The following is a 17,910-nucleotide window of genomic DNA, read 5'->3' on the forward strand; positions in this document are numbered from 1 at the left end:
TACTAGGAGCAGGAGCATGCGTATGAATTTGCGGAACAAACTATTCACGGCCTTTTTGGGGCTCATTATTATTCCGTTATTTGTGCTGGGCCTATTTACATTCTTTATTACCTACAATTCGATTGAGAAAAAGTACAGCCAGCAAGCCGAATATTCTCTTAAAGCAATCAGCTACAGCATTCTGAACGTGTTTAAGGAGATGGAGTACGTCACGGATAACGGGATTGCCACCTCTGTCTTCGCCATGGCGCTGAACGCCAAGGATCCCGATGCGCAGAACCTGATTAAGGAATCCAATGCGGACCAGCTGAAATTGAACGACAGACAGCGAAGCTTTCGGAATCTTCTATATAATCATCCAGCGATTAGCTATGCGTTTTTATATCATTTTAATAAAGAGTCACCATCGATTCCTATTTTCAGTAAAGAGGATTTCAGAACGCTGCCTTATGAAAAGTTTAAGAATAGTCCCTTACATGAAGAGGTGGTTCGGCTTAACGGAATTCCCAAATGGCTGGCTCCGCACGAATTTCCGGAGTTGACGGGAGCGGATCCGGTATTCACCCAGATCCGGCTGATTAAGGATGTCACGACACTCCGCAAGCTGGGCATTCTTGTCGTCCAGATCAAGAGGTGGGAGTTTGAAGAGATTTTCCGCAATTTGACACTCCCTAACAATCTGCAGAACACATCTTTTATGTTGGTCAACAATGAAGGCTTCATTCTATTTGACCCCAATAACGATATGGATGGTCAAAATATCAGTCAATATATGAAGCATGACGTTGAGTTTAAGCAAGGCTACCAAAGTTTTAAAGCCAAGTTTAATGGCAAAGAGAATATTGTTTCTATCTATCATCTGAATGATTACGGCTGGAATCTCGTCTCGGTGACTGACTGGAACTCGTTATCGCAAGAGGTTACTTCCTTTGCCAAGTGGTTCTTCGTCATTATGGGCCTCTGTCTGGTTACCGCGATTGTGTTCAATCGTCTGTTTATGAATAGGATTACCGGGACGATTGCTGTTATCGTTAGGTTCATGCGCCGTGTTGAAGATGGGGATTTGAACGCGAGAGTTGAAGAGAAGGGAGAGGATGAACTGCTGCTGCTGTCGAAAGGGTTCAACAACTTGATGAACCGGATCAACAATCTGTTTGCGCAGATCAAGAAGGAGCAGAGGCAGAAGACCGACGCGGAGATGCGTGTGCTGCAAGCGCAGATCAAGCCGCACTTCCTCTTTAACACCTTGGAATCAATCAATGTTCTCGCTGTCCAGAATGAAGGACGCAAGGTCAGTGAGATGGTTTACCGGCTTGCCAGCATCTTGCGGATCAGTATTCAGGAGAAGGAAGAAATTACGCTGGATGAAGAAATCAAGCACTTGCAGAGTTATCTTGAAATCCAGAAGTTTCGATTTGAGGACTTGTTCGAATACGAGATTGACGTGCCGAAAGAGCTTATGCACAGCCGTATCCTGAAGCTGACGCTGCAGCCGCTGGTTGAGAACAGTATACAGCATGGCTTTGAAGGCATTTCTTATACGGGATGGATACGCATCTCTGCATGGAAGGAACTCGGTAATGTCATTATTCGGGTCGAGGATAACGGACTCGGCATGACCGCTGAGCAGTTGTCCATGTTTGAATATATGGTGTCCGAGGATAACGGATCCGAACAGGTGACGTTGCAGAATCTCAAAGTGAACCAGGAACGACGGGGACTTGGGCTGCGGAGCGTGGCTGACCGACTTAGAATTCAGTACGGGGATTATTACGGTCTGTTCATATGCTCAAGCCGCCCCGGCGGCACCGTTATACAATGCGTCATACCCAATTATGACAGGGGGGAAGGGCAGCATGTTGAAGGCATTATTAGTTGATGATGAGGCTCCCATCCTGAACAATCTCAGCAAGGTTCTGCCTTGGGAAGAGATGGGCATGAAGGTTGTCGGACTTGCCCGAAGCGGGATGGAAGCACTTGAAGTAGCGGATCAGTACAACCCGGATCTGATACTGTGTGATATCCGGATGCCCGTCATGGACGGACTGACTTTTATTACGAAGATTCGGGAGAAAGGAAGCCGGGCGGAAATCTTTTTGCTGACGGGGTATCAGGAGTTTGAATATGCCCGGGAAGCAATTAAGCTGGGCGTCAAGGATTACATCAGCAAGCCAATTCATTACGGGGAACTCGAGATGAAGATTCGTGATATCGGGGAGGAAATCCGCAAGAAGAGGGCGAAAGAGAAGTATTACAGCACCGTTTCGCTTATTGATGAGGCTCCGAATCCCGAAGCCGTAAAGAAAACGCCGGAACAATTGGTAACGTCTGCTCTGGAGTATATCAATACCCATATGGGGCAGGATTTGGGGATTGAGGAGCTTTCGGAGCATCTGGGCATCAGCTCCAGCTACTTCTGTTTATTGTTTAAGAACCATGTCGGACTCACCTTTGTGGAGTACTTGACGAGACAGCGGATGGAGGCAGCCAAGTTCCTGCTGGTGAACAGCGATAAGAATATCGCTCAGATCGGCTCCTTTGTCGGTTATCATGAGCGGCGGTATTTTACCAAGGTATTTCAGAAGGCTACCGGCATGACGCCATCCGAATTCCGGGAAATGTCCGGAGAGGCAACGGTATAGGTTTTGATAGGACCCATGCAGGCTGCTAAAGTCATCACTAGATCAATCCCGCCTGGCTTGCAAAGTCCTTTAAATTGATAGAAGGTAGGTATGAAATCAATGAAATGGACGGCAGCAGATTTATCGTTAGAACAAAAGGTAGGACAAATGTTTATATGCGGCTTCAACGCGCTGACGCCGAATGAGCATGCCAAGATACTGATTGAACAATATCAGGTCGGGGGCATCTGCTATTTTCGCCGGAATGTGAAAACGCTGCCTCAGCTTGCCGAACTGTCGGAGTCCTTACAGCAGCTCGCATCGGACAGCCAGAAGTTCCCGCTTCTGATCTCGATTGATCAAGAGGGCGGTATGGTTGCACGAATTGATCATGAAGGCATCAGCCGCATTCCGGGGAATATGGCGCTTGGAGCAGCGGGCAGCGCGGAGGCTTCGTACAGGGTAGCGCAAATCGGGGCGCGCGAATTGCGTTCACTTGGTGTAAATATGAACTTCGCTCCTTGTCTCGACGTGAACAACAATCCTCGTAATCCGGTCATCGGCGTGCGTTCCTTCGGCGAAGATCCTCAAGCTGTTGCCGCTCTTGGGACTGCGGCAATGAAGGGATACCAGGAAGAAGGTGTATCCGCTACGGCCAAACACTTCCCGGGCCATGGCGACACCAGCGTCGATTCTCATCTCGGGCGGGCTTCTGTACCGCATGATTTGGAACGGCTCCGCAGCGTGGAATTGTATCCGTTTGCGCAAGCGATCCAGAACGGCGTGGACGCCATCATGACGGCTCACGTCAGTTTCCCGGCGATAGAGCCGAGCGATCTGCCGGCGACGCTCTCTCATGCCGTGTTAACGGGTTTGCTGAGGGAGGAGATGGGGTTTGAAGGTCTGATCATAACGGACTGCCTTGAGATGCACGCAATCTCCAAAGAGTACGGGATTCCGGAGGGCGCGATACGCGCGATCGAAGCGGGTGCGGACTGCGTACTGGTCAGCCATAATCTATCGGAGCAGACGGCGGCGATTACGGCCGTCATTGAGGCTATCCGCAGCGGGAGACTCCCGGTAGAGCTGATCGACAAGGCTGTAGATCGGATATTGGCGCTTAAGCAGCGTAATGCAAAGCTCGCTGAGGAGCTTCCGGTCTACCCGATTGGCGAGGTTGCGGAAGAGACCAAACAACTGCTGGCTCAAATTGCAGGCAGAGGAATCACGCTGGTGAAAGACGAAGGGCAGCTGCCTCTTAAGCCGGAGCAGGCCGTTGCGGTGATCTGGCCTGAGCTGCTTCAGGCAACCCAGGTGGATGAAGCATGGAGCAAGAGCTACACCTTAGGGGATGCCTTGAGAAGTTACGGGGTTCAGGCAGACGATCTGCGTGTCGGAACGGATATGTCCGACGAAGAGATAGAGCAAGCCGTTAAGGCAGCTGAAGGATATAAACAGATTGTAGTAGCTACGTACACCTCCGAGAGCCGTCTTCCCGCCGGCCAGCAGAAGCTGGTGAACAAGCTGGTTGAACTTGAGGATGTGGCACTTGTTATCGTCGCTACCCGTAATCCCTATGATATCAATGATCTTCCGCCGGTTCCGACGTATTTGTGCAGCTACGAGAACACACCTTATTATATGAATGCAGCCGCGGGTGTCTTAATAGGACGGGTTACGCCTGAGGGTAAGCTCCCGGTAGGAATCAGCGAGACTTATCCGCTTGGCTGGAGCGGTAATCAGGACTATGTCAATAATTAAATAAGGGTTGCTCAAACCGGAGTCTTCCTACCCAGGAATGCTCCGGTTTTCCTATTTTCCAGCCTTTTCTGAGCAACTTTTGGGGAAAGTCCGCGTCTAATAGTATGTCCAATAGAGGCAGACAGACTATACTGAGAGTTTTAAAGGAGTAGAGAATGAATTTCAAGAGAATCTCGATGATTACAGTCCTTGCCGCGGCCCAGGTATCCATGGCATTTCCCGCGGCAGCTGAATCACCGGATATTACAGCTCCGGCGCTAAATAGCCAATCAGCGCTGCAGTCCCCGGTGGAAGGACAAAGCCAGCAGAGTGGAGAACAACAGACGGACTTGCAGCAAGCGGAGGAAACATCAGCAACGCCAAAGGAAACATCTTCTGATTCAGTCGAAGGTACGATTAGCGATCCGAATGCCGAACCTTCTGCACCCAATGAGCAGCAGGAGGATACGGAAAACGATCCTTCCGATAATGAGGTTTCAGAGAACGAAGAGGGCAGCCCATCCGGAGAGCCCGAAGTCAGTACTTCCAAGTTTTCTGCGAATGAACTTGTACTGATGATGAACAGCAATGTGATGTACCATAACGGCAAGAAATACAAAGCGGGTCAGCCGATGGCTGTGAAGCAAGGGGTATCCTATGTCGCCATTCGCGCCATGGTTGAACGTGCAGGACTGAAGCTGTCTTACGATAATAAAACGAAGGAAACCATCATCCTTAAGGATGGTAATGAACTTCGGTTTACGACAGGAAGCAGCAACTATAAAGTCAATGGACAGGTACGTTCGATGAAAGGCCCTGCCTACCAGAGCAACAATGTGTTTATGGTTCCGTTAACCGCGATCACGCAAGCGCTTGAAATTCCATACCAGGTGAACCAGCCCGAGAAGAAGGTTATTCTCGATCTATCCGGTATGGGCAGCGGCAACGGTAATGGTGAACAGCCAGGCGGAAATAACGGCGGGGGATCTGGCAGCGAGGTTCCGAATATACCGAATCTCGGGCCCAATGATCTCATCTTGATGATGAACAGCAACAAGATGTATCAGAACGGGAAAGCGTATACGGCAGGTCAGCCGATGGCAGTTAAGAACGGCGTATCCTATGTTGCCATTCGCTCCCTCGTTGATCGTGTCGGCCTGAAGCTGACCTATGACGGAAAGACTAAGGAAACGATTATTATCCGCGGTAACGATGAGCTTCGTTTTAAGACGAACAGCAGCGTTTACACCGTGAACGGGGTCAGAAAATCGATGAAGGGACCGGCTTACCAGTCCAACAATACGTTCATGGTGCCGCTGACCAGCATTACGCAGGCGCTGGACATCACCTATCGGGTGGACCAGCCGAATAAGCGGGTTATCCTTAGCTTGAGCGCAAAGCCCGTAGCTTCCTTCACGGTGCAGCCTGGTGAGATCCTCGCCGGACAAACAACGGTTACGTATAAGACGAATGCCTATTCGCCGACGGGCCTGGCTATTGTTGACGAGCATTGGGAAGGCCGGGAAGAGATTTTTGACGAACCCGGCGTGCATACGGTTTCCTACTCGGTACAGGATTCCAGCGGGGAGTGGAGCGACCCGTATATATTGAGCATTCAAGTATCCGCTCCGAATACGCCGCCTGTTGCCATGTTCGAAACGGATAAACAGGAATATAAGATCGGTGAGAAAATAACGTACATGAATATGAGTTATGACAACGATCCTGGCGATGAGCTTACGTATAAGTGGGAAAACAACGATCAGGCCTTTTTTACGGCAGGACCGCATAAAGTGCTGTTGATTGTTACTGATAAACATGGAGCGACCAGCTCATACGAGAAGATTATCAACGTAACGAGCGAAGTATTGTATACGCGTGATCAATTCAATCAATTGTTTACGGGCATCGGCGACAAATACACCTTTGACGGATCCGCTGTGCCGACATGGAATCTGATGCCGATTACAAGAAGCTCCGAACCTTATTTGTTGATTCGCAGCAACTCTCCGGAAACCGTCTATCAAGAGGGTATCGTCTACCGCGAGGTCGGCAATGCCAGCACGCGATTCATGATCCACCACTTGAACGCAACCGGGAAGAACATGAAGATGTACGTCGTCGCCACTAACATCAACACTATGACGGCGCGTCTGACAACCGAGTATACGGGAATAGGCGGTCCGATTAATATACCGACTGCCACGGGAAAAGCAGCTGTTCAGCGTTACCTCGAGTCTATGCAATCAGCTGATTCATTCAAGACGATCTCGCTCGCGCCTGGGGAAAGCCGGGTCATTCTGCAAGACTTGAGCGCGCAAACCTTGAAGAATCAGCAGGTGCTGTCCATGTTTGCTGATCTCTATTCGGATTCACCGATCCGGTATGATGTCATCATGATTGATGAAGCCAAGGATCCGATTCAAAAGCTTCCTTACCTGAAGCTCCATCCGAGCGATGGCGTTCATAACCGGGGAACGTACCCGGACTCGACACGGATCATTGAATCCCATGATCTGGTTGGCAACACGCCTACCCGTCTAGCGCTCGGTGACAAGACAAACGATCCGAATCTGGAAGGGTATGACGGCATTAACGGTTCATATCAATCCAATGCCGGGAACTTCGGTGTGCTTTACAAAATCAAGCTGCACCGCGTAGCGCCCAATACGCTGATCACGCTGAATCCGCGTGGAGGCAAGTACATGGGTGCGCTGATGGTGAACGGAACTATCATTCAGACGCCGAATACAAGCGGAGGCGCTATATCTGCACCGAATGAAGCTGCCGTTCTCTATCGTACGGGGAATTACGAGCAGACCGTGGAAATCCTGTTTACGGCGGCGCCGGGAAGCAGCTTGCCAATCAACTTCCTGTTCCAGCCGCTTCCGCAAGTGAAGAACTAATCCACTATTTATTCATAACAAAGGGACAGCCTTACAGCCAGCACATGGTTAGGGCTGTCCTTTTTGTTGGCTCTTGCCAAGGGATCTCGTCAAATGCCAAGTGTTTCGCGTTCCGGCCGGCGCAGTACCTTGCAGGGGTTTAGTCTATCCACAACCGCTTTCATTGACGCTGTCTTATTTTTCAGGCATTATAAGGAGAGAGTATCTTCAAGTAGAGGAGGTTACCTCCGTATGCTTACGACGGAACAGATCATCGACGCCATGTCGGAACATGGGCTGCGCATTACCGATCAGCGCAAGACGCTTGCCAAATTGTTTGGGGAACATCCTGGATATTTGACGGCCAAGGATGTGTACGAATATATGGGCCGGAAGTACAGCGGTTTGAGCTTTGATACAGTGTACCGGAATCTTCGGGTATTGTACGAACTCGGTGTATTGGAGCAGGTAGTGTTCGAGGAAGGCATCAAGTTTCGAGGACGATGCAGCGAAGAGCATCATCATCATCACATGATTTGCCTGCAGTGCCAGAAGACGTACCCGATTACGTTTTGCCCGATGCAGCTGACCGATGCACCGGATGATTTCCAGGTGGTTCAGCATAAATTCGAAGTGTTCGGTTACTGCCGGGACTGCGGCAAGGACAATACCGATAAGGAAACTTCACCAGCCAGTGGAGGAAAGCGGGACAGCCGGGTATGAGCACGGCACGTAGGGTAGTGAAGGTGCCGATACACTTCTATCGGAAATTCATTTCTCCGTTGAAACCGGCGACTTGCCGATTCTACCCGACTTGCTCGGCCTATGCACTGGAAGCGATTGAGGTACACGGCGCGCTGAAGGGCTCCTGGCTGGCGGCCAAGCGAATAGCAAGATGCCATCCGTTTCATCCAGGCGGCATTGACATGGTTCCACCGCGCAAGGATAAGGTGTCGTCTTCATTGACAGAGAAATAGCGTTTTTGGGGTATCCTAATCGATACGAAGCGGAATGGCATGCTGTCTTTGGACATAGCCATCCCACGGAACGCGACTCACCTTGACACACCGCAGCCCGTTTGATTAAAATGTAAGAAATTATAGGTATATCCGAGGAAGAGATAAGTACGAAAAGCTTGCCTTGAACAGAGAGCCGGAACAGCTGGAAACCGGTCTTGGCGAATTTCGGAAAATGGTCTTGGAGGATCCGCTTTTGAGCGCTGCAGTCCAGGTAATAAGGCTGCCGTAAAGAAGCGGCGTGAGCCAGCGTTAATGGACGGCCGGATGACGGCAGATGAGCCTGTTACCCGTAAGGGGACAGGGAATTTGGGTGGTAACACGTGAGAACAACTCTCGTCCCATGGGGACGGGGGTTTTTTGCTGTTTACTGCTGTTTTTCAATAAGAGATTACTTGGTACAAACAATCAATTTCACGGTAAAGGAAGGTTACTATGGCAGACAAAAAGACTTTTTATATTACAACGCCAATCTATTACCCAAGCGACAAGCTGCATATCGGCCATGCTTATACTACGGTGGCCGGCGACGCCATGGCTCGTTACAAACGGCTTCGTGGATACGATGTCCGTTATTTGACGGGGACCGATGAGCACGGACAGAAGATTGAACGCAAAGCGGCGGAGGCTGGGAAAACCCCGCAGCAGTTCGTTGACGACATCGTGGCAGGCATCAAAGACCTGTGGAAGAAGCTGGACATATCCAACGAAGATTTCATTCGCACAACGGAGCAGCGCCACACCAAGGTTGTGCAGGAGGTATTTGAACGTCTGCTGAAGCAAGATGACATCTACAAGGGTGAATACGAAGGCTGGTACTGCACGCCTTGTGAGTCGTTCTTCCTGGAACGTCAGCTTGTCAACGGCAACTGTCCGGACTGTGGCCGACCAGTAGAGCTTGTGAAGGAAGAGAGCTACTTCTTCCGCATGAGTAAATATGTGGACCGCCTGCTCCAGTATTACGAGGAGAATCCGGATTTCATTCAGCCGGTATCCCGCAAGAATGAGATGATCAACAATTTCATTAAACCGGGTCTTGAGGATCTGGCTGTGTCCCGTACGACCTATGAGTGGGGCGTGAAGGTGAAGAGCGATCCAAAACACGTGATCTATGTGTGGATTGACGCACTCCTAAACTATATAACGGCACTCGGATACGGTACGGAGGACACCAGCCTGTATGACAAATACTGGCCGGCCGATGTTCACCTGATGAGTAAGGAGATCGTCCGTTTCCATACGATCTATTGGCCGATCATTCTGATGGCGCTCGATGTTCCGCTTCCGAAAAAGGTGTTTGCTCACGGCTGGCTGCTGATGAAGGACGGGAAAATGTCCAAGTCCAAGGGGAATGTGGTCGATCCGGTTACGATGATTGACCGGTATGGTCTCGATGCGCTTCGTTATTACCTGCTGCGTGAAGTTCCATTCGGAGCGGACGGCACCTTTACGCCGGAAAGCTTCGTGGAACGGGTGAACTCCGACCTGGCCAATGACTTGGGTAACCTGTTGAACCGTACCGTGGCCATGGTCGATAAATATTTTGACGGAGTCGTTCCGGCTTTCTCCGCTGGCGTAACGCAGTTTGATGCAGCGATCGAGGAAGCAGCTAAGTCGGTTTATGAGAAAGTCGAAACCGCTATGGAAAATATGGAATTCTCGGTTGCGCTGACGGCGATCAGCCAGTTTGTCAGCCGCAGCAACAAATACATTGATGAGACACAGCCATGGACGCTGGCCAAAGATGAGAGCAAACGAAATGAACTGGCATCTGTCATGAGTCATTTGGTGGAGACGCTCCGTGTGGCATCGATCCTGCTGCAGCCGTTCCTGACCCGTACGCCGAAGAAAATGTGGGATCAGCTCGGTCTGGCGGAAGGCGAATGGACGACTTGGGAAAGCGGACGCCAGTTCGGAGCCATACCAGCTGGAACGAAGCTTCAAAAGGGCGAGCCGATATTCCCACGCCTGGATACAGAGCAGGAAGTGGCCTACATCGCAGAGGCGATGACAGGCGGTACGAAGGCCGCCCAGGAGGAACCTACGACCTCGGCAGCAGCTTCGTCCGCCGAAAGCACGGAGGAGCCTGTAGAGCTTAAAGAGGAAATCGGCATTGAGGATTTTGCCAAGGTCGAGCTGCGCGTAGCGCAGGTAATCGCTGCTGAGCCGGTTAAGAAAGCAGATAAGCTGCTCAAACTGCAGCTTGATCTCGGATTTGAGCAGCGGCAAGTGGTATCCGGCATTGCGAAGTTCTACAAGCCGGAGGAATTAGTCGGACGCAAAGTGATTTGCGTAACGAACTTGAAGCCGGTGAAACTTAGAGGTGAAATGTCGCAAGGTATGATTCTGGCCGCCTCCTACGGCGACCAGCTGACGCTTGCAACGGTGCCGGATGGCATGCCTAACGGTGCCGTTGTCAAATAAAAAGCTCTCTCATTGAATTAAGTCGCGATAGACGGTGTACCCTATTAAAGGGTACGCCGTTATTTTTTCCTTTAAGAGGTTGTTCAAAAAGTCCGCTTTTGATCACGAAGCGAATCAGGAAGTAGTTCGGCATCGAATCTTGAATTCAGCCGGGCCTTCCGGTGCTCACGTACCCAAAACGTACGCTCCGCTCCTGACGTCCCTAGCTTCATCCAACCTTCTCGGTGCTGAAAATCGACCTTTTTGAACACGCACTTTAATAAGGGGGATATAACATCTCTATTGAAAATTAATAGTAATTTTTACGATTTGGTTGACAATGATGTTTGCCTGCTCTTATAATCTTGTTAGTAAAGATTACGATTAATTGAACGGAGCGGATATGGGAGATGAACATGAACAAGAGAAAGAGAGAAAGCAAACTTAACAGTTGGACCTGGAGTGTGACCTCTATATTGTTGGCGGTACTCATCCTGTCGGGGTGCGGAAGTAAATCTGGCGGCAGCATTGTCGAAGGCAAGGTAAACGTCATTACGACCTTTTATCCAATCTATGAGTTTACGAAGGAAATTGGCGGGGACGACGTCAATGTTGTAAATCTTCTGCCAACGGGCGTGGAACCGCATGATTGGACACCGCGCAGCCAGGATATCGTGAATACTTCCAAGGCTCAGCTGTTTCTCTATAACGGTGCCGGATTGGAAGGCTGGGTACCTGGGTTTCTGAAGGGACTTGATAAAGATACGCAAGTTAAGCCGGTTGAAGTCAGTCACGGGATCAAGCTGATCGATGCCGTGGGAGACGATGGTCATGGACACGGGGCAGCAGCTCATGAAGAAGAGCACGATCACAGCCATGAGGAAGGCACCGAAGCAGAGCACGATCACAGCCATGAGGAAGGCACGGAAGAAGACCATGCGGGCCATGAACACGAGGAAGCGGCCGCTGGGACTAGCGCCGACACACATCATACGGATCCGCATACATGGGTAAGCCCGAAATCGGCACTGGTCATGGCAGAGAATATCAAGAATAGTCTTGTCGAGGTGGATTCCGAGCATAGGGACGGCTACGAACAGCGCTTTGAAGCCCTGAAAGAGAAGCTGGTCAAACTGGATAACGATTTCACAAGCGAGTTGTCCAAAATGCCGAAAAAAGACATTGTCGTTTCCCACCAGGCATTTGGCTATCTGTGCCGGGATTATGGCTTGACGCAGCATGCGATTATGGGACTTTCGCCGGACGCGGAGCCCAGAGCGCAGGATATAGTAAACCTGACCAAAACGGTGAAAGAGAAGGAAGTCAAATATATTTTCTTCGAAGAGCTCATATCGGATAAACTTGCCAAAACGCTGGCGAATGAAGCGGGCGTGGAAACCTTGGTATTGAATCCCGTGGAGGGACTGACGAAGGAGCAGGCAAGCGGCGGTGACAATTATTTCACGCTAATGGAGAAAAATTTGCAAAATCTAACGAAGGCTTTACAATAAGGAAGATGGGGGAGCATATCCCCCTCTTCTTTCGTGTTATGAACGTTTATGATGTTCATATATTTAGATAGAAAGACTACAGAGAGAAAGGCGGCCTGGTTATGGAGCCGGCAGCACAGGATTGCCACCAACCTATTGTACAAATCAAGGATGTATCCTTTCATTACCGCGAGCAACAGGTGATCAAGGATCTCAATTTCACCATAAAAGAGCGGGACTTTGTAGGTATTGTCGGGTCTAATGGGGCAGGCAAAACCACGTTGCTCCGCATGATTGTTGGATTGCTGCCTGCCGCGGAAGGGTCTATCGAACTCTTCGGTCAGCCGATCCGTAAGTTTCAGGACTGGGAGCGAATCGGGTACGTTCCGCAGAAAAATTCGTTTAATCCGCTGTTCCCCGCCACTGTGCGCGAAGTCGTCATGTCCGGGCTATATAATCGGAAGAAAATGTTTCGCCGTTTGAACCGTCTGGACCACCAGAAATGTGAGGATGCTCTGGAAGTGATGCGCATTCAGGATATTGCTGATAAGCGGATAGGCGCTCTGTCCGGTGGACAGCAGCAGCGCGTTTTTCTCGCTCGGGCGCTCATTAATCGTCCGGATCTGCTCATACTTGACGAGCCTACGATCGGCATTGATGCCGATACCCAGGCCGGATTCTTTGAATTGATTACCCATATGCATGCCCATCATCGCATGACGTTTTTGATGGTTACCCATGATTTGGACATGGTTAAAGACTACTTGGGAGAATCGCCGGTATCGCAGAACGGAAAAATTCAGTTTTTTGTCAGACATTCTCATGATATCGAAAACTGCGCAGAAGTGGATCTGCAGCATTCGCTCGTATAATGTATAGAAACAAACTTTTTGAAGCAGGAGAAGGGGACGTTATCATTGCTTGATATTTTGTTTAGCGATTTTTTTCAGCGGGCGCTGATCGGAGGAGTTCTGATTGGTATCACAGCCCCGCTAATCGGGATATTCCTCGTGCTGCGGAGGCTGTCCATGATCGGCGATACGTTGTCACACGTCACGATTGCGGGTGTGGCACTCGGATTTCTGATCGAAGTATATCCGCTTGCCGCAGGACTTGTATTTGCGGTGCTGGCCTCGTTTGCGATTGAGAAGCTGCGAAAGGCATATAAAAGTTATGCCGAGCTGTCAATCGCCATTATTATGTCTGGCGGCGTTGCGCTTGCTTCGCTGTTTTTCACCTTGGGAATGGGCTATAATACGGATGTTATGAGTTATTTGTTTGGCAGCATTTATACGCTGGATTCCACGGATATTTATATGGTGGGCGGTGTAACCGTCGTTGTCATTGCGGTTGTGGTTATGTTCTTCAAAGAGTTCTTCCTGCTCAGCTTCGAGGAGGATGCAGCCAGTGTCAGCGGCCTGCCTGTCAAAATGATGAATATGATCATTACGGTACTGACCGCGCTTGTCGTAAGCACCGCCATCAAAATTGTGGGTGCGCTTCTGGTCTCCGCATTGTTGGTGATTCCGGTAGCGATCAGTTTATTGCTGGCGAGAAGCTTCCGAAGCTCCATCGTATTATCGGTTATCATCTCCGAAATTGCCGTTATCGGGGGACTGATGCTTGCGGGCATATTTAATTTGGCACCTGGCGCGACTATCGTGCTGCTGCTAATCAGCTTGCTTATCATTACGCTTGTCGGCAAAAAGGGCTTTACGACATAAGGGGGTTCTGAAATAAAATGGCTGATATTAATATCGGCATCGCGTTTGCTGCCGGTTTTGCTTCTTTTATATCTCCATGCTGTTTACCGCTGTACCCGTCCTACTTATCTATTATTACAGGCATGTCGGTCAATGACCTGAAGAGCGAACAGAACCGCAAGGAAGTCCGATTCCGGACCATGACGCATACACTCGCGTTCATCCTTGGATTTTCTGCCGTTTACTATACCCTCGGTTGGGGTGCTGGCTTATTCGGGGAGTTCTTCACGGAATATCAGGACCTGATCCGTCAGCTGTCCGCGCTGCTTATCATCGTGATGGGACTTATGCTGATTGGTATTTTCCAGCCTAGGTTTCTAATGAAGGACCGGAAATTCAATTTTAAATCCAAACCGACCGGATACATAGGAACATTTCTGTTTGGCATCGGGTTTGCTGCAGGCTGGTCGCCATGTGTCGGACCGATTTTAACGGCCATCATCGCACTGGCAGCTTCCGATCCGGGAACCTGGTTCCCGCTGATTACCTCTTACTCTTTGGGGTTTGCAGTACCGTTTTTTATCCTGGCCTTTTTTATTGGCTCCACCCGTTGGATTCTGAAGTATTCAAACATCTTGATGAAGGTCGGCGGTATATTGATGATTCTGATGGGGGTTCTGCTCTTCACGGATCAAATGTACAAAATTACGATTTGGCTGCAAGGCATTACGCCGGAGTGGCTTAAATTCTAAAGCTGGGGGGGAAGGCTGGTCCAATTTATAAGTCATTATTGGCATAGGATTGGACCAGGACTTGCCAACCGGTCTCAAAAACATGTATCATTACTAGTGCAGGTAAAACAGTTTTTTGCACGGGTTATGTAATTATAGAAAAGAGGGAATAAGATGCCGACACCTAGCATGGAGGATTATTTGGAGCGCATCTACAAGTTGATCGACGAAAAAGGATATGCGCGCGTTTCGGATATTGCCGAAGGCTTGGAGGTTCACCCCTCATCCGTCACGAAAATGATTCAAAAGCTGGACAAAGACGAATATTTGATCTATGAAAAATATCGTGGTTTGGTTTTGACCAGCAAAGGCAAAAAAATGGGCAAACGGCTCATGGAACGTCATCATTTGCTTGAGGAATTCCTTGAGATGATAGGTGTACAGGATGAAAATATTTATAGGGATGTTGAGGGAATCGAGCATCATTTAAGCTGGGATTCCATTATGAGAATTGAGACGCTTGTGGAGTATTTCAAGCGCGATGAGAATCGACTTCAGGATTTGCGTGACGTTCATAATGAATTAGTCAACGAATCGTAATGTGGCATCTGTCCGCTTGTGACAGATGCTTTTTTAAACTGAATCGTCATATTTCTAGTGTTATACTAATAAGTTAGATTACCTGCAAATTTCATATTTTCGGAGGATTAATAGAAATGAAGCTTCGTAGATGGTTTTTGGTGCTCATTATGTTACTATTGTGTCTCCCGTCGGTGGTCCCAACTGCGCAAGCGAAGGCAGCTCCAATCAGTATTCAGTTGGACGGCGTAACCTTAAACAGTGACGTATCTCCTTACATATTGCCGAAGGTTAACGTAACCATGGTTCCTACGCGGATTATCAGTGAAGGCCTGGGCGCTTCGGTAGCCTGGAATCAGAAGTTAAAGACAGTAACGATCGGGATGGACGGTTCGAGCCTCCAATTGACATCCGGCAGCAAAACTGCGCTTGTGAACGGCTCATCCATACCGCTGGATGCATCGGTTGAAGTTAAGACCGGCCGGGTTATGGTGCCGCTGCGGTTTATCAGCGAGAACCTGGGTGTGCAAGTTGAATGGAACCAAGCGGCACAGCGCATCTCGCTAACGACAGGCACGGACGTCGTTCTTCCACCACCGGTATCCACGGGGGATGAAGTCAGAGGGGCCTGGATATCCACGGTGTTCAATCTGGATTGGCCGAAAACAAAGACCAGCGCAGAACAGCAAAAGGCATCTTACATCGCCTTGCTGGATTCGCTCCAGGAAGTGGGCATTAATACCGTGTACGTGCAGGTACGTCCGGCTGGCGATGCATTGTATCCTTCAACTATAGTGCCATGGTCCAAGGTGCTGACAGGCATTCAAGGAGCAGATCCGGGGTATGACCCGGTAGCTTTCATGGTCGAGGAAACGCATAAACGGAATATGGAGTTCCACGCATGGTTCAATCCTTTCCGGGCAAACACCGATATTTTGACAGCATCACTCGATCCATCCCATGTTGCGCTCAGCCACCCGGATTGGATCGTGAACATAGGTAAGCAGCTGTACATTAATCCAGGGATCCCGGAAGCTCGGCAGCATATCATCGATACCATTATGGAGGTCGTGAACGGATACGATATTGACGGTATTCACCTGGATGATTATTTCTACCCATCCAATACGGTTTTCAACGATGATGCGGCATACCGCCAATATAACCAAGGTGCTTATTCCAGCCTTGCGGATTGGCGCCGGGGAAATATCAATGCATTTGTGCAGACGCTCGGAGAGAGCATACACCGTGTGAAACCTAATGTGGAATACGGAATCAGTCCTTTCGGCGTATGGCGTAACCAATCCGTGGATAAGACGGGATCGGATACAAAAGCGGGTGTGACGGCTTATGACAGCATGTATGCCGATGTGAGGGCCTGGATTCAGAACGGCTGGATCGATTACGTAGCTCCGCAAATCTACTGGAGCATGAGTAACCCTGCCGCCGATTATGATAAGCTGGTTGACTGGTGGGTTAGTGAAGTGCAAGGAACCGGCGTTGACCTTTTGATCGGTCATGCACCCTACAAACTGGGAACCAGTGAGATTGGTTGGCAGAGCGCATCGGAGATCATCAATCAACTGAAGTATAATCAGAATTATGCCGAGGTTAAAGGCAGCATTTTCTTTAGAGCAGAGAATATTTTAAACAATCCGTTAGGCATTAAAGATCAATTGCAATCATATTATAGATAAATCGGCACGTCCTATAGGTATGAAACATCCCCCGCGCTCATACATAGTCATTAGACCATGTGAGGCGGGGGATTTTATATGCAAATCAATGCGGTATTTGAAGGTGGGGGAGTCAAGGGAATCTCGCTTGCCGGGGCTGTCAAGGCGGCGGAGAATGCCGGCATGGAATTCAGCCGCGTTGCCGGAACGTCCTCCGGATCCATCGTGGCATCCGTGCTGGCAGCAGGTTACCGAGCAGATGAGATCAAGCGCATCATTGAGGAGACGCCTTTTCATTCGTTTCTCCAGCGAGCACCGATCTTTAACACGAAGTTGATCGGTCCTGCCTTGCGGGTGTTGATTAAGAAGGGGCTGTATTCCGGAGAAGCCCTGGAGAACTGGATTCGGGAAATCCTGCTTGCCAAAGGGATATTTACTTTTTCGGACATCCCGGCAGGCAAACTATATATTGTGGCTTCCGACATTACGAATGGAAGGCTGCTGGTGCTTCCGGACGATCTTCGCCAATATGGCATAAACCCTGCAACATTTCCCGTGGCAAAGGCTGTGCGCATGAGCTGCAGCATTCCGTATTTTTTCGATCCTGTCATTCTTCGTTTATTGGGCAGGGCTGCCAAGGGCAAAACGTTTGGAGAACAGTTTGTTTATATCGTGGATGGGGGGCTGCTGAGCAACTTTCCGTTATGGCTTTTTGACCGTGAGTCGAAGGGAGGGCCTAAGCCGCTGCCAGTGCTTGGCTTTCAGATGGTCGGAAAGAATAGTAACTTGCCCCATCTGATCGATGGCCCGATCGGCATGTTAACCGCCATGTTCGAGACGATGCTTTCCGCTCACGATGAACGCTATATTGAACAGCAAAATCGCAATCGAACGATCAAAATTCCGACGCTTGGCATTAGCACCACTCATTTTAATCTGACCAAGGAAGAGAGCGAAAATTTGTACAATTCGGGATTAACGGCAGGTACGATGTTTTTCACTTGCTGGAAATCCGAACATTAAAAAAACCGTCCAGCCGGCATGAGTTTGCGCGGTTGGACGGTTT

At 49.6% G+C, this 17,910-nt stretch carries 14 protein-coding genes and 1 other annotated feature; all 14 genes read left to right on the forward strand.

What is annotated here, in order from left to right; translation table 11 throughout:
- The first annotated feature begins 22 nt into the window (after positions 1 to 22).
- The 14 genes from NYE54_RS11895 to NYE54_RS11960 all read left to right on the forward strand — a co-directional run bounded on the left by NYE54_RS11895 (position 23) and on the right by NYE54_RS11960 (position 17,867).
- On the forward strand, positions 23 to 1,879 hold the full coding sequence (locus NYE54_RS11895; RefSeq protein ID WP_339273471.1) for a sensor histidine kinase: 1,857 nt from the start codon (positions 23 to 25) through the stop codon (positions 1,877 to 1,879).
- Complete coding sequence (locus tag NYE54_RS11900) at positions 1,857 to 2,642, forward strand: response regulator (RefSeq protein ID WP_076320853.1); 786 nt, start codon at positions 1,857 to 1,859, stop codon at positions 2,640 to 2,642. The genes NYE54_RS11895 and NYE54_RS11900 overlap by 23 nt, the downstream gene beginning before the upstream one ends.
- Before the next feature lie 99 nt (positions 2,643 to 2,741).
- The gene (nagZ, locus tag NYE54_RS11905) at positions 2,742 to 4,382 is read left to right on the forward strand and encodes a beta-N-acetylhexosaminidase (RefSeq protein WP_339273472.1); all 1,641 of its coding nucleotides are present in this window, start codon (positions 2,742 to 2,744) and stop codon (positions 4,380 to 4,382) included.
- A 155-nt stretch (positions 4,383 to 4,537) separates the two neighbouring features.
- Positions 4,538 to 7,267 carry a copper amine oxidase N-terminal domain-containing protein gene (locus tag NYE54_RS11910; protein WP_339272095.1) on the forward strand — a complete coding sequence of 910 codons (2,730 nt, stop codon included), beginning with the start codon at positions 4,538 to 4,540 and terminating at the stop codon, positions 7,265 to 7,267.
- A 231-nt stretch (positions 7,268 to 7,498) separates the two neighbouring features.
- Entirely contained in the window at positions 7,499 to 7,969 is a 471-nt protein-coding gene (locus NYE54_RS11915) for a Fur family transcriptional regulator (RefSeq protein WP_076320855.1), read from the forward strand.
- Entirely contained in the window at positions 7,966 to 8,223 is a 258-nt protein-coding gene (gene yidD, locus NYE54_RS11920) for a membrane protein insertion efficiency factor YidD (RefSeq protein WP_076320856.1), read from the forward strand. Before NYE54_RS11915 ends, yidD begins: the two co-directional genes overlap by 4 nt.
- Before the next feature lie 126 nt (positions 8,224 to 8,349).
- Positions 8,350 to 8,609: a binding site (T-box leader), on the forward strand.
- 88 nt (positions 8,610 to 8,697) lie between these two features.
- Entirely contained in the window at positions 8,698 to 10,686 is a 1,989-nt protein-coding gene (gene metG, locus NYE54_RS11925; RefSeq protein WP_339272096.1) for a methionine--tRNA ligase, read from the forward strand.
- Between the two features lie 395 nt (positions 10,687 to 11,081).
- Complete coding sequence (locus NYE54_RS11930) at positions 11,082 to 12,176, forward strand: zinc ABC transporter substrate-binding protein (RefSeq protein WP_339272097.1); 1,095 nt, start codon at positions 11,082 to 11,084, stop codon at positions 12,174 to 12,176.
- Positions 12,177 to 12,277: 101 nt separating this feature from the next.
- Positions 12,278 to 13,027 (forward strand): metal ABC transporter ATP-binding protein, encoded by a 750-nt coding sequence (locus NYE54_RS11935; protein WP_076320859.1) that lies wholly within the window; start codon positions 12,278 to 12,280, stop codon positions 13,025 to 13,027.
- Positions 13,028 to 13,072: 45 nt separating this feature from the next.
- On the forward strand, positions 13,073 to 13,879 hold the full coding sequence (locus NYE54_RS11940) for a metal ABC transporter permease (protein WP_076320860.1): 807 nt from the start codon (positions 13,073 to 13,075) through the stop codon (positions 13,877 to 13,879).
- 17 nt (positions 13,880 to 13,896) lie between these two features.
- The gene (locus NYE54_RS11945; RefSeq protein ID WP_213645188.1) at positions 13,897 to 14,610 is read left to right on the forward strand and encodes a cytochrome c biogenesis protein CcdA; all 714 of its coding nucleotides are present in this window, start codon (positions 13,897 to 13,899) and stop codon (positions 14,608 to 14,610) included.
- A 153-nt stretch (positions 14,611 to 14,763) separates the two neighbouring features.
- Entirely contained in the window at positions 14,764 to 15,189 is a 426-nt protein-coding gene (gene mntR / locus NYE54_RS11950; RefSeq protein ID WP_076320862.1) for a transcriptional regulator MntR, read from the forward strand.
- A 116-nt stretch (positions 15,190 to 15,305) separates the two neighbouring features.
- A complete protein-coding gene (locus tag NYE54_RS11955; protein ID WP_339272098.1) occupies positions 15,306 to 16,865 on the forward strand; it encodes a family 10 glycosylhydrolase in 1,560 nt (519 codons plus the stop codon).
- A gap of 78 nt (positions 16,866 to 16,943) precedes the next feature.
- Positions 16,944 to 17,867, forward strand: a complete 924-nt coding sequence (locus NYE54_RS11960; RefSeq protein ID WP_339272099.1) for a patatin-like phospholipase family protein — start codon at positions 16,944 to 16,946, stop codon at positions 17,865 to 17,867.
- Positions 17,868 to 17,910: the final 43 nt, after the last annotated feature.

The sequence above is a fragment of the Paenibacillus sp. FSL K6-1330 genome (assembly GCF_037976825.1).
Taxonomy (GTDB): Bacteria; Bacillota; Bacilli; order Paenibacillales; family Paenibacillaceae; genus Paenibacillus_AQ.

Bases quoted from the DNA above. Each gene is read 5' to 3' on its own strand.
- NYE54_RS11910 (WP_339272095.1), top strand. From the start codon at position 4,538: ATGAATTTCAAGAGAATCTCGATGATTACAGTCCTTGCCGCGGCCCAG.
- nagZ (WP_339273472.1), top strand. From the start codon at position 2,742: ATGAAATGGACGGCAGCAGATTTATCGTTAGAACAAAAGGTAGGACAA.
- NYE54_RS11945 (WP_213645188.1), top strand. From the start codon at position 13,897: ATGGCTGATATTAATATCGGCATCGCGTTTGCTGCCGGTTTTGCTTCT.
- NYE54_RS11930 (WP_339272097.1), top strand. From the start codon at position 11,082: ATGAACAAGAGAAAGAGAGAAAGCAAACTTAACAGTTGGACCTGGAGT.
- NYE54_RS11900 (WP_076320853.1), top strand. From the start codon at position 1,857: ATGTTGAAGGCATTATTAGTTGATGATGAGGCTCCCATCCTGAACAAT.
- NYE54_RS11935 (WP_076320859.1), top strand. From the start codon at position 12,278: ATGGAGCCGGCAGCACAGGATTGCCACCAACCTATTGTACAAATCAAG.
- yidD (WP_076320856.1), top strand. From the start codon at position 7,966: ATGAGCACGGCACGTAGGGTAGTGAAGGTGCCGATACACTTCTATCGG.
- NYE54_RS11960 (WP_339272099.1), top strand. From the start codon at position 16,944: ATGCAAATCAATGCGGTATTTGAAGGTGGGGGAGTCAAGGGAATCTCG.
- mntR (WP_076320862.1), top strand. From the start codon at position 14,764: ATGCCGACACCTAGCATGGAGGATTATTTGGAGCGCATCTACAAGTTG.
- NYE54_RS11915 (WP_076320855.1), top strand. From the start codon at position 7,499: ATGCTTACGACGGAACAGATCATCGACGCCATGTCGGAACATGGGCTG.
- NYE54_RS11955 (WP_339272098.1), top strand. From the start codon at position 15,306: ATGAAGCTTCGTAGATGGTTTTTGGTGCTCATTATGTTACTATTGTGT.
- metG (WP_339272096.1), top strand. From the start codon at position 8,698: ATGGCAGACAAAAAGACTTTTTATATTACAACGCCAATCTATTACCCA.
- NYE54_RS11895 (WP_339273471.1), top strand. From the start codon at position 23: ATGAATTTGCGGAACAAACTATTCACGGCCTTTTTGGGGCTCATTATT.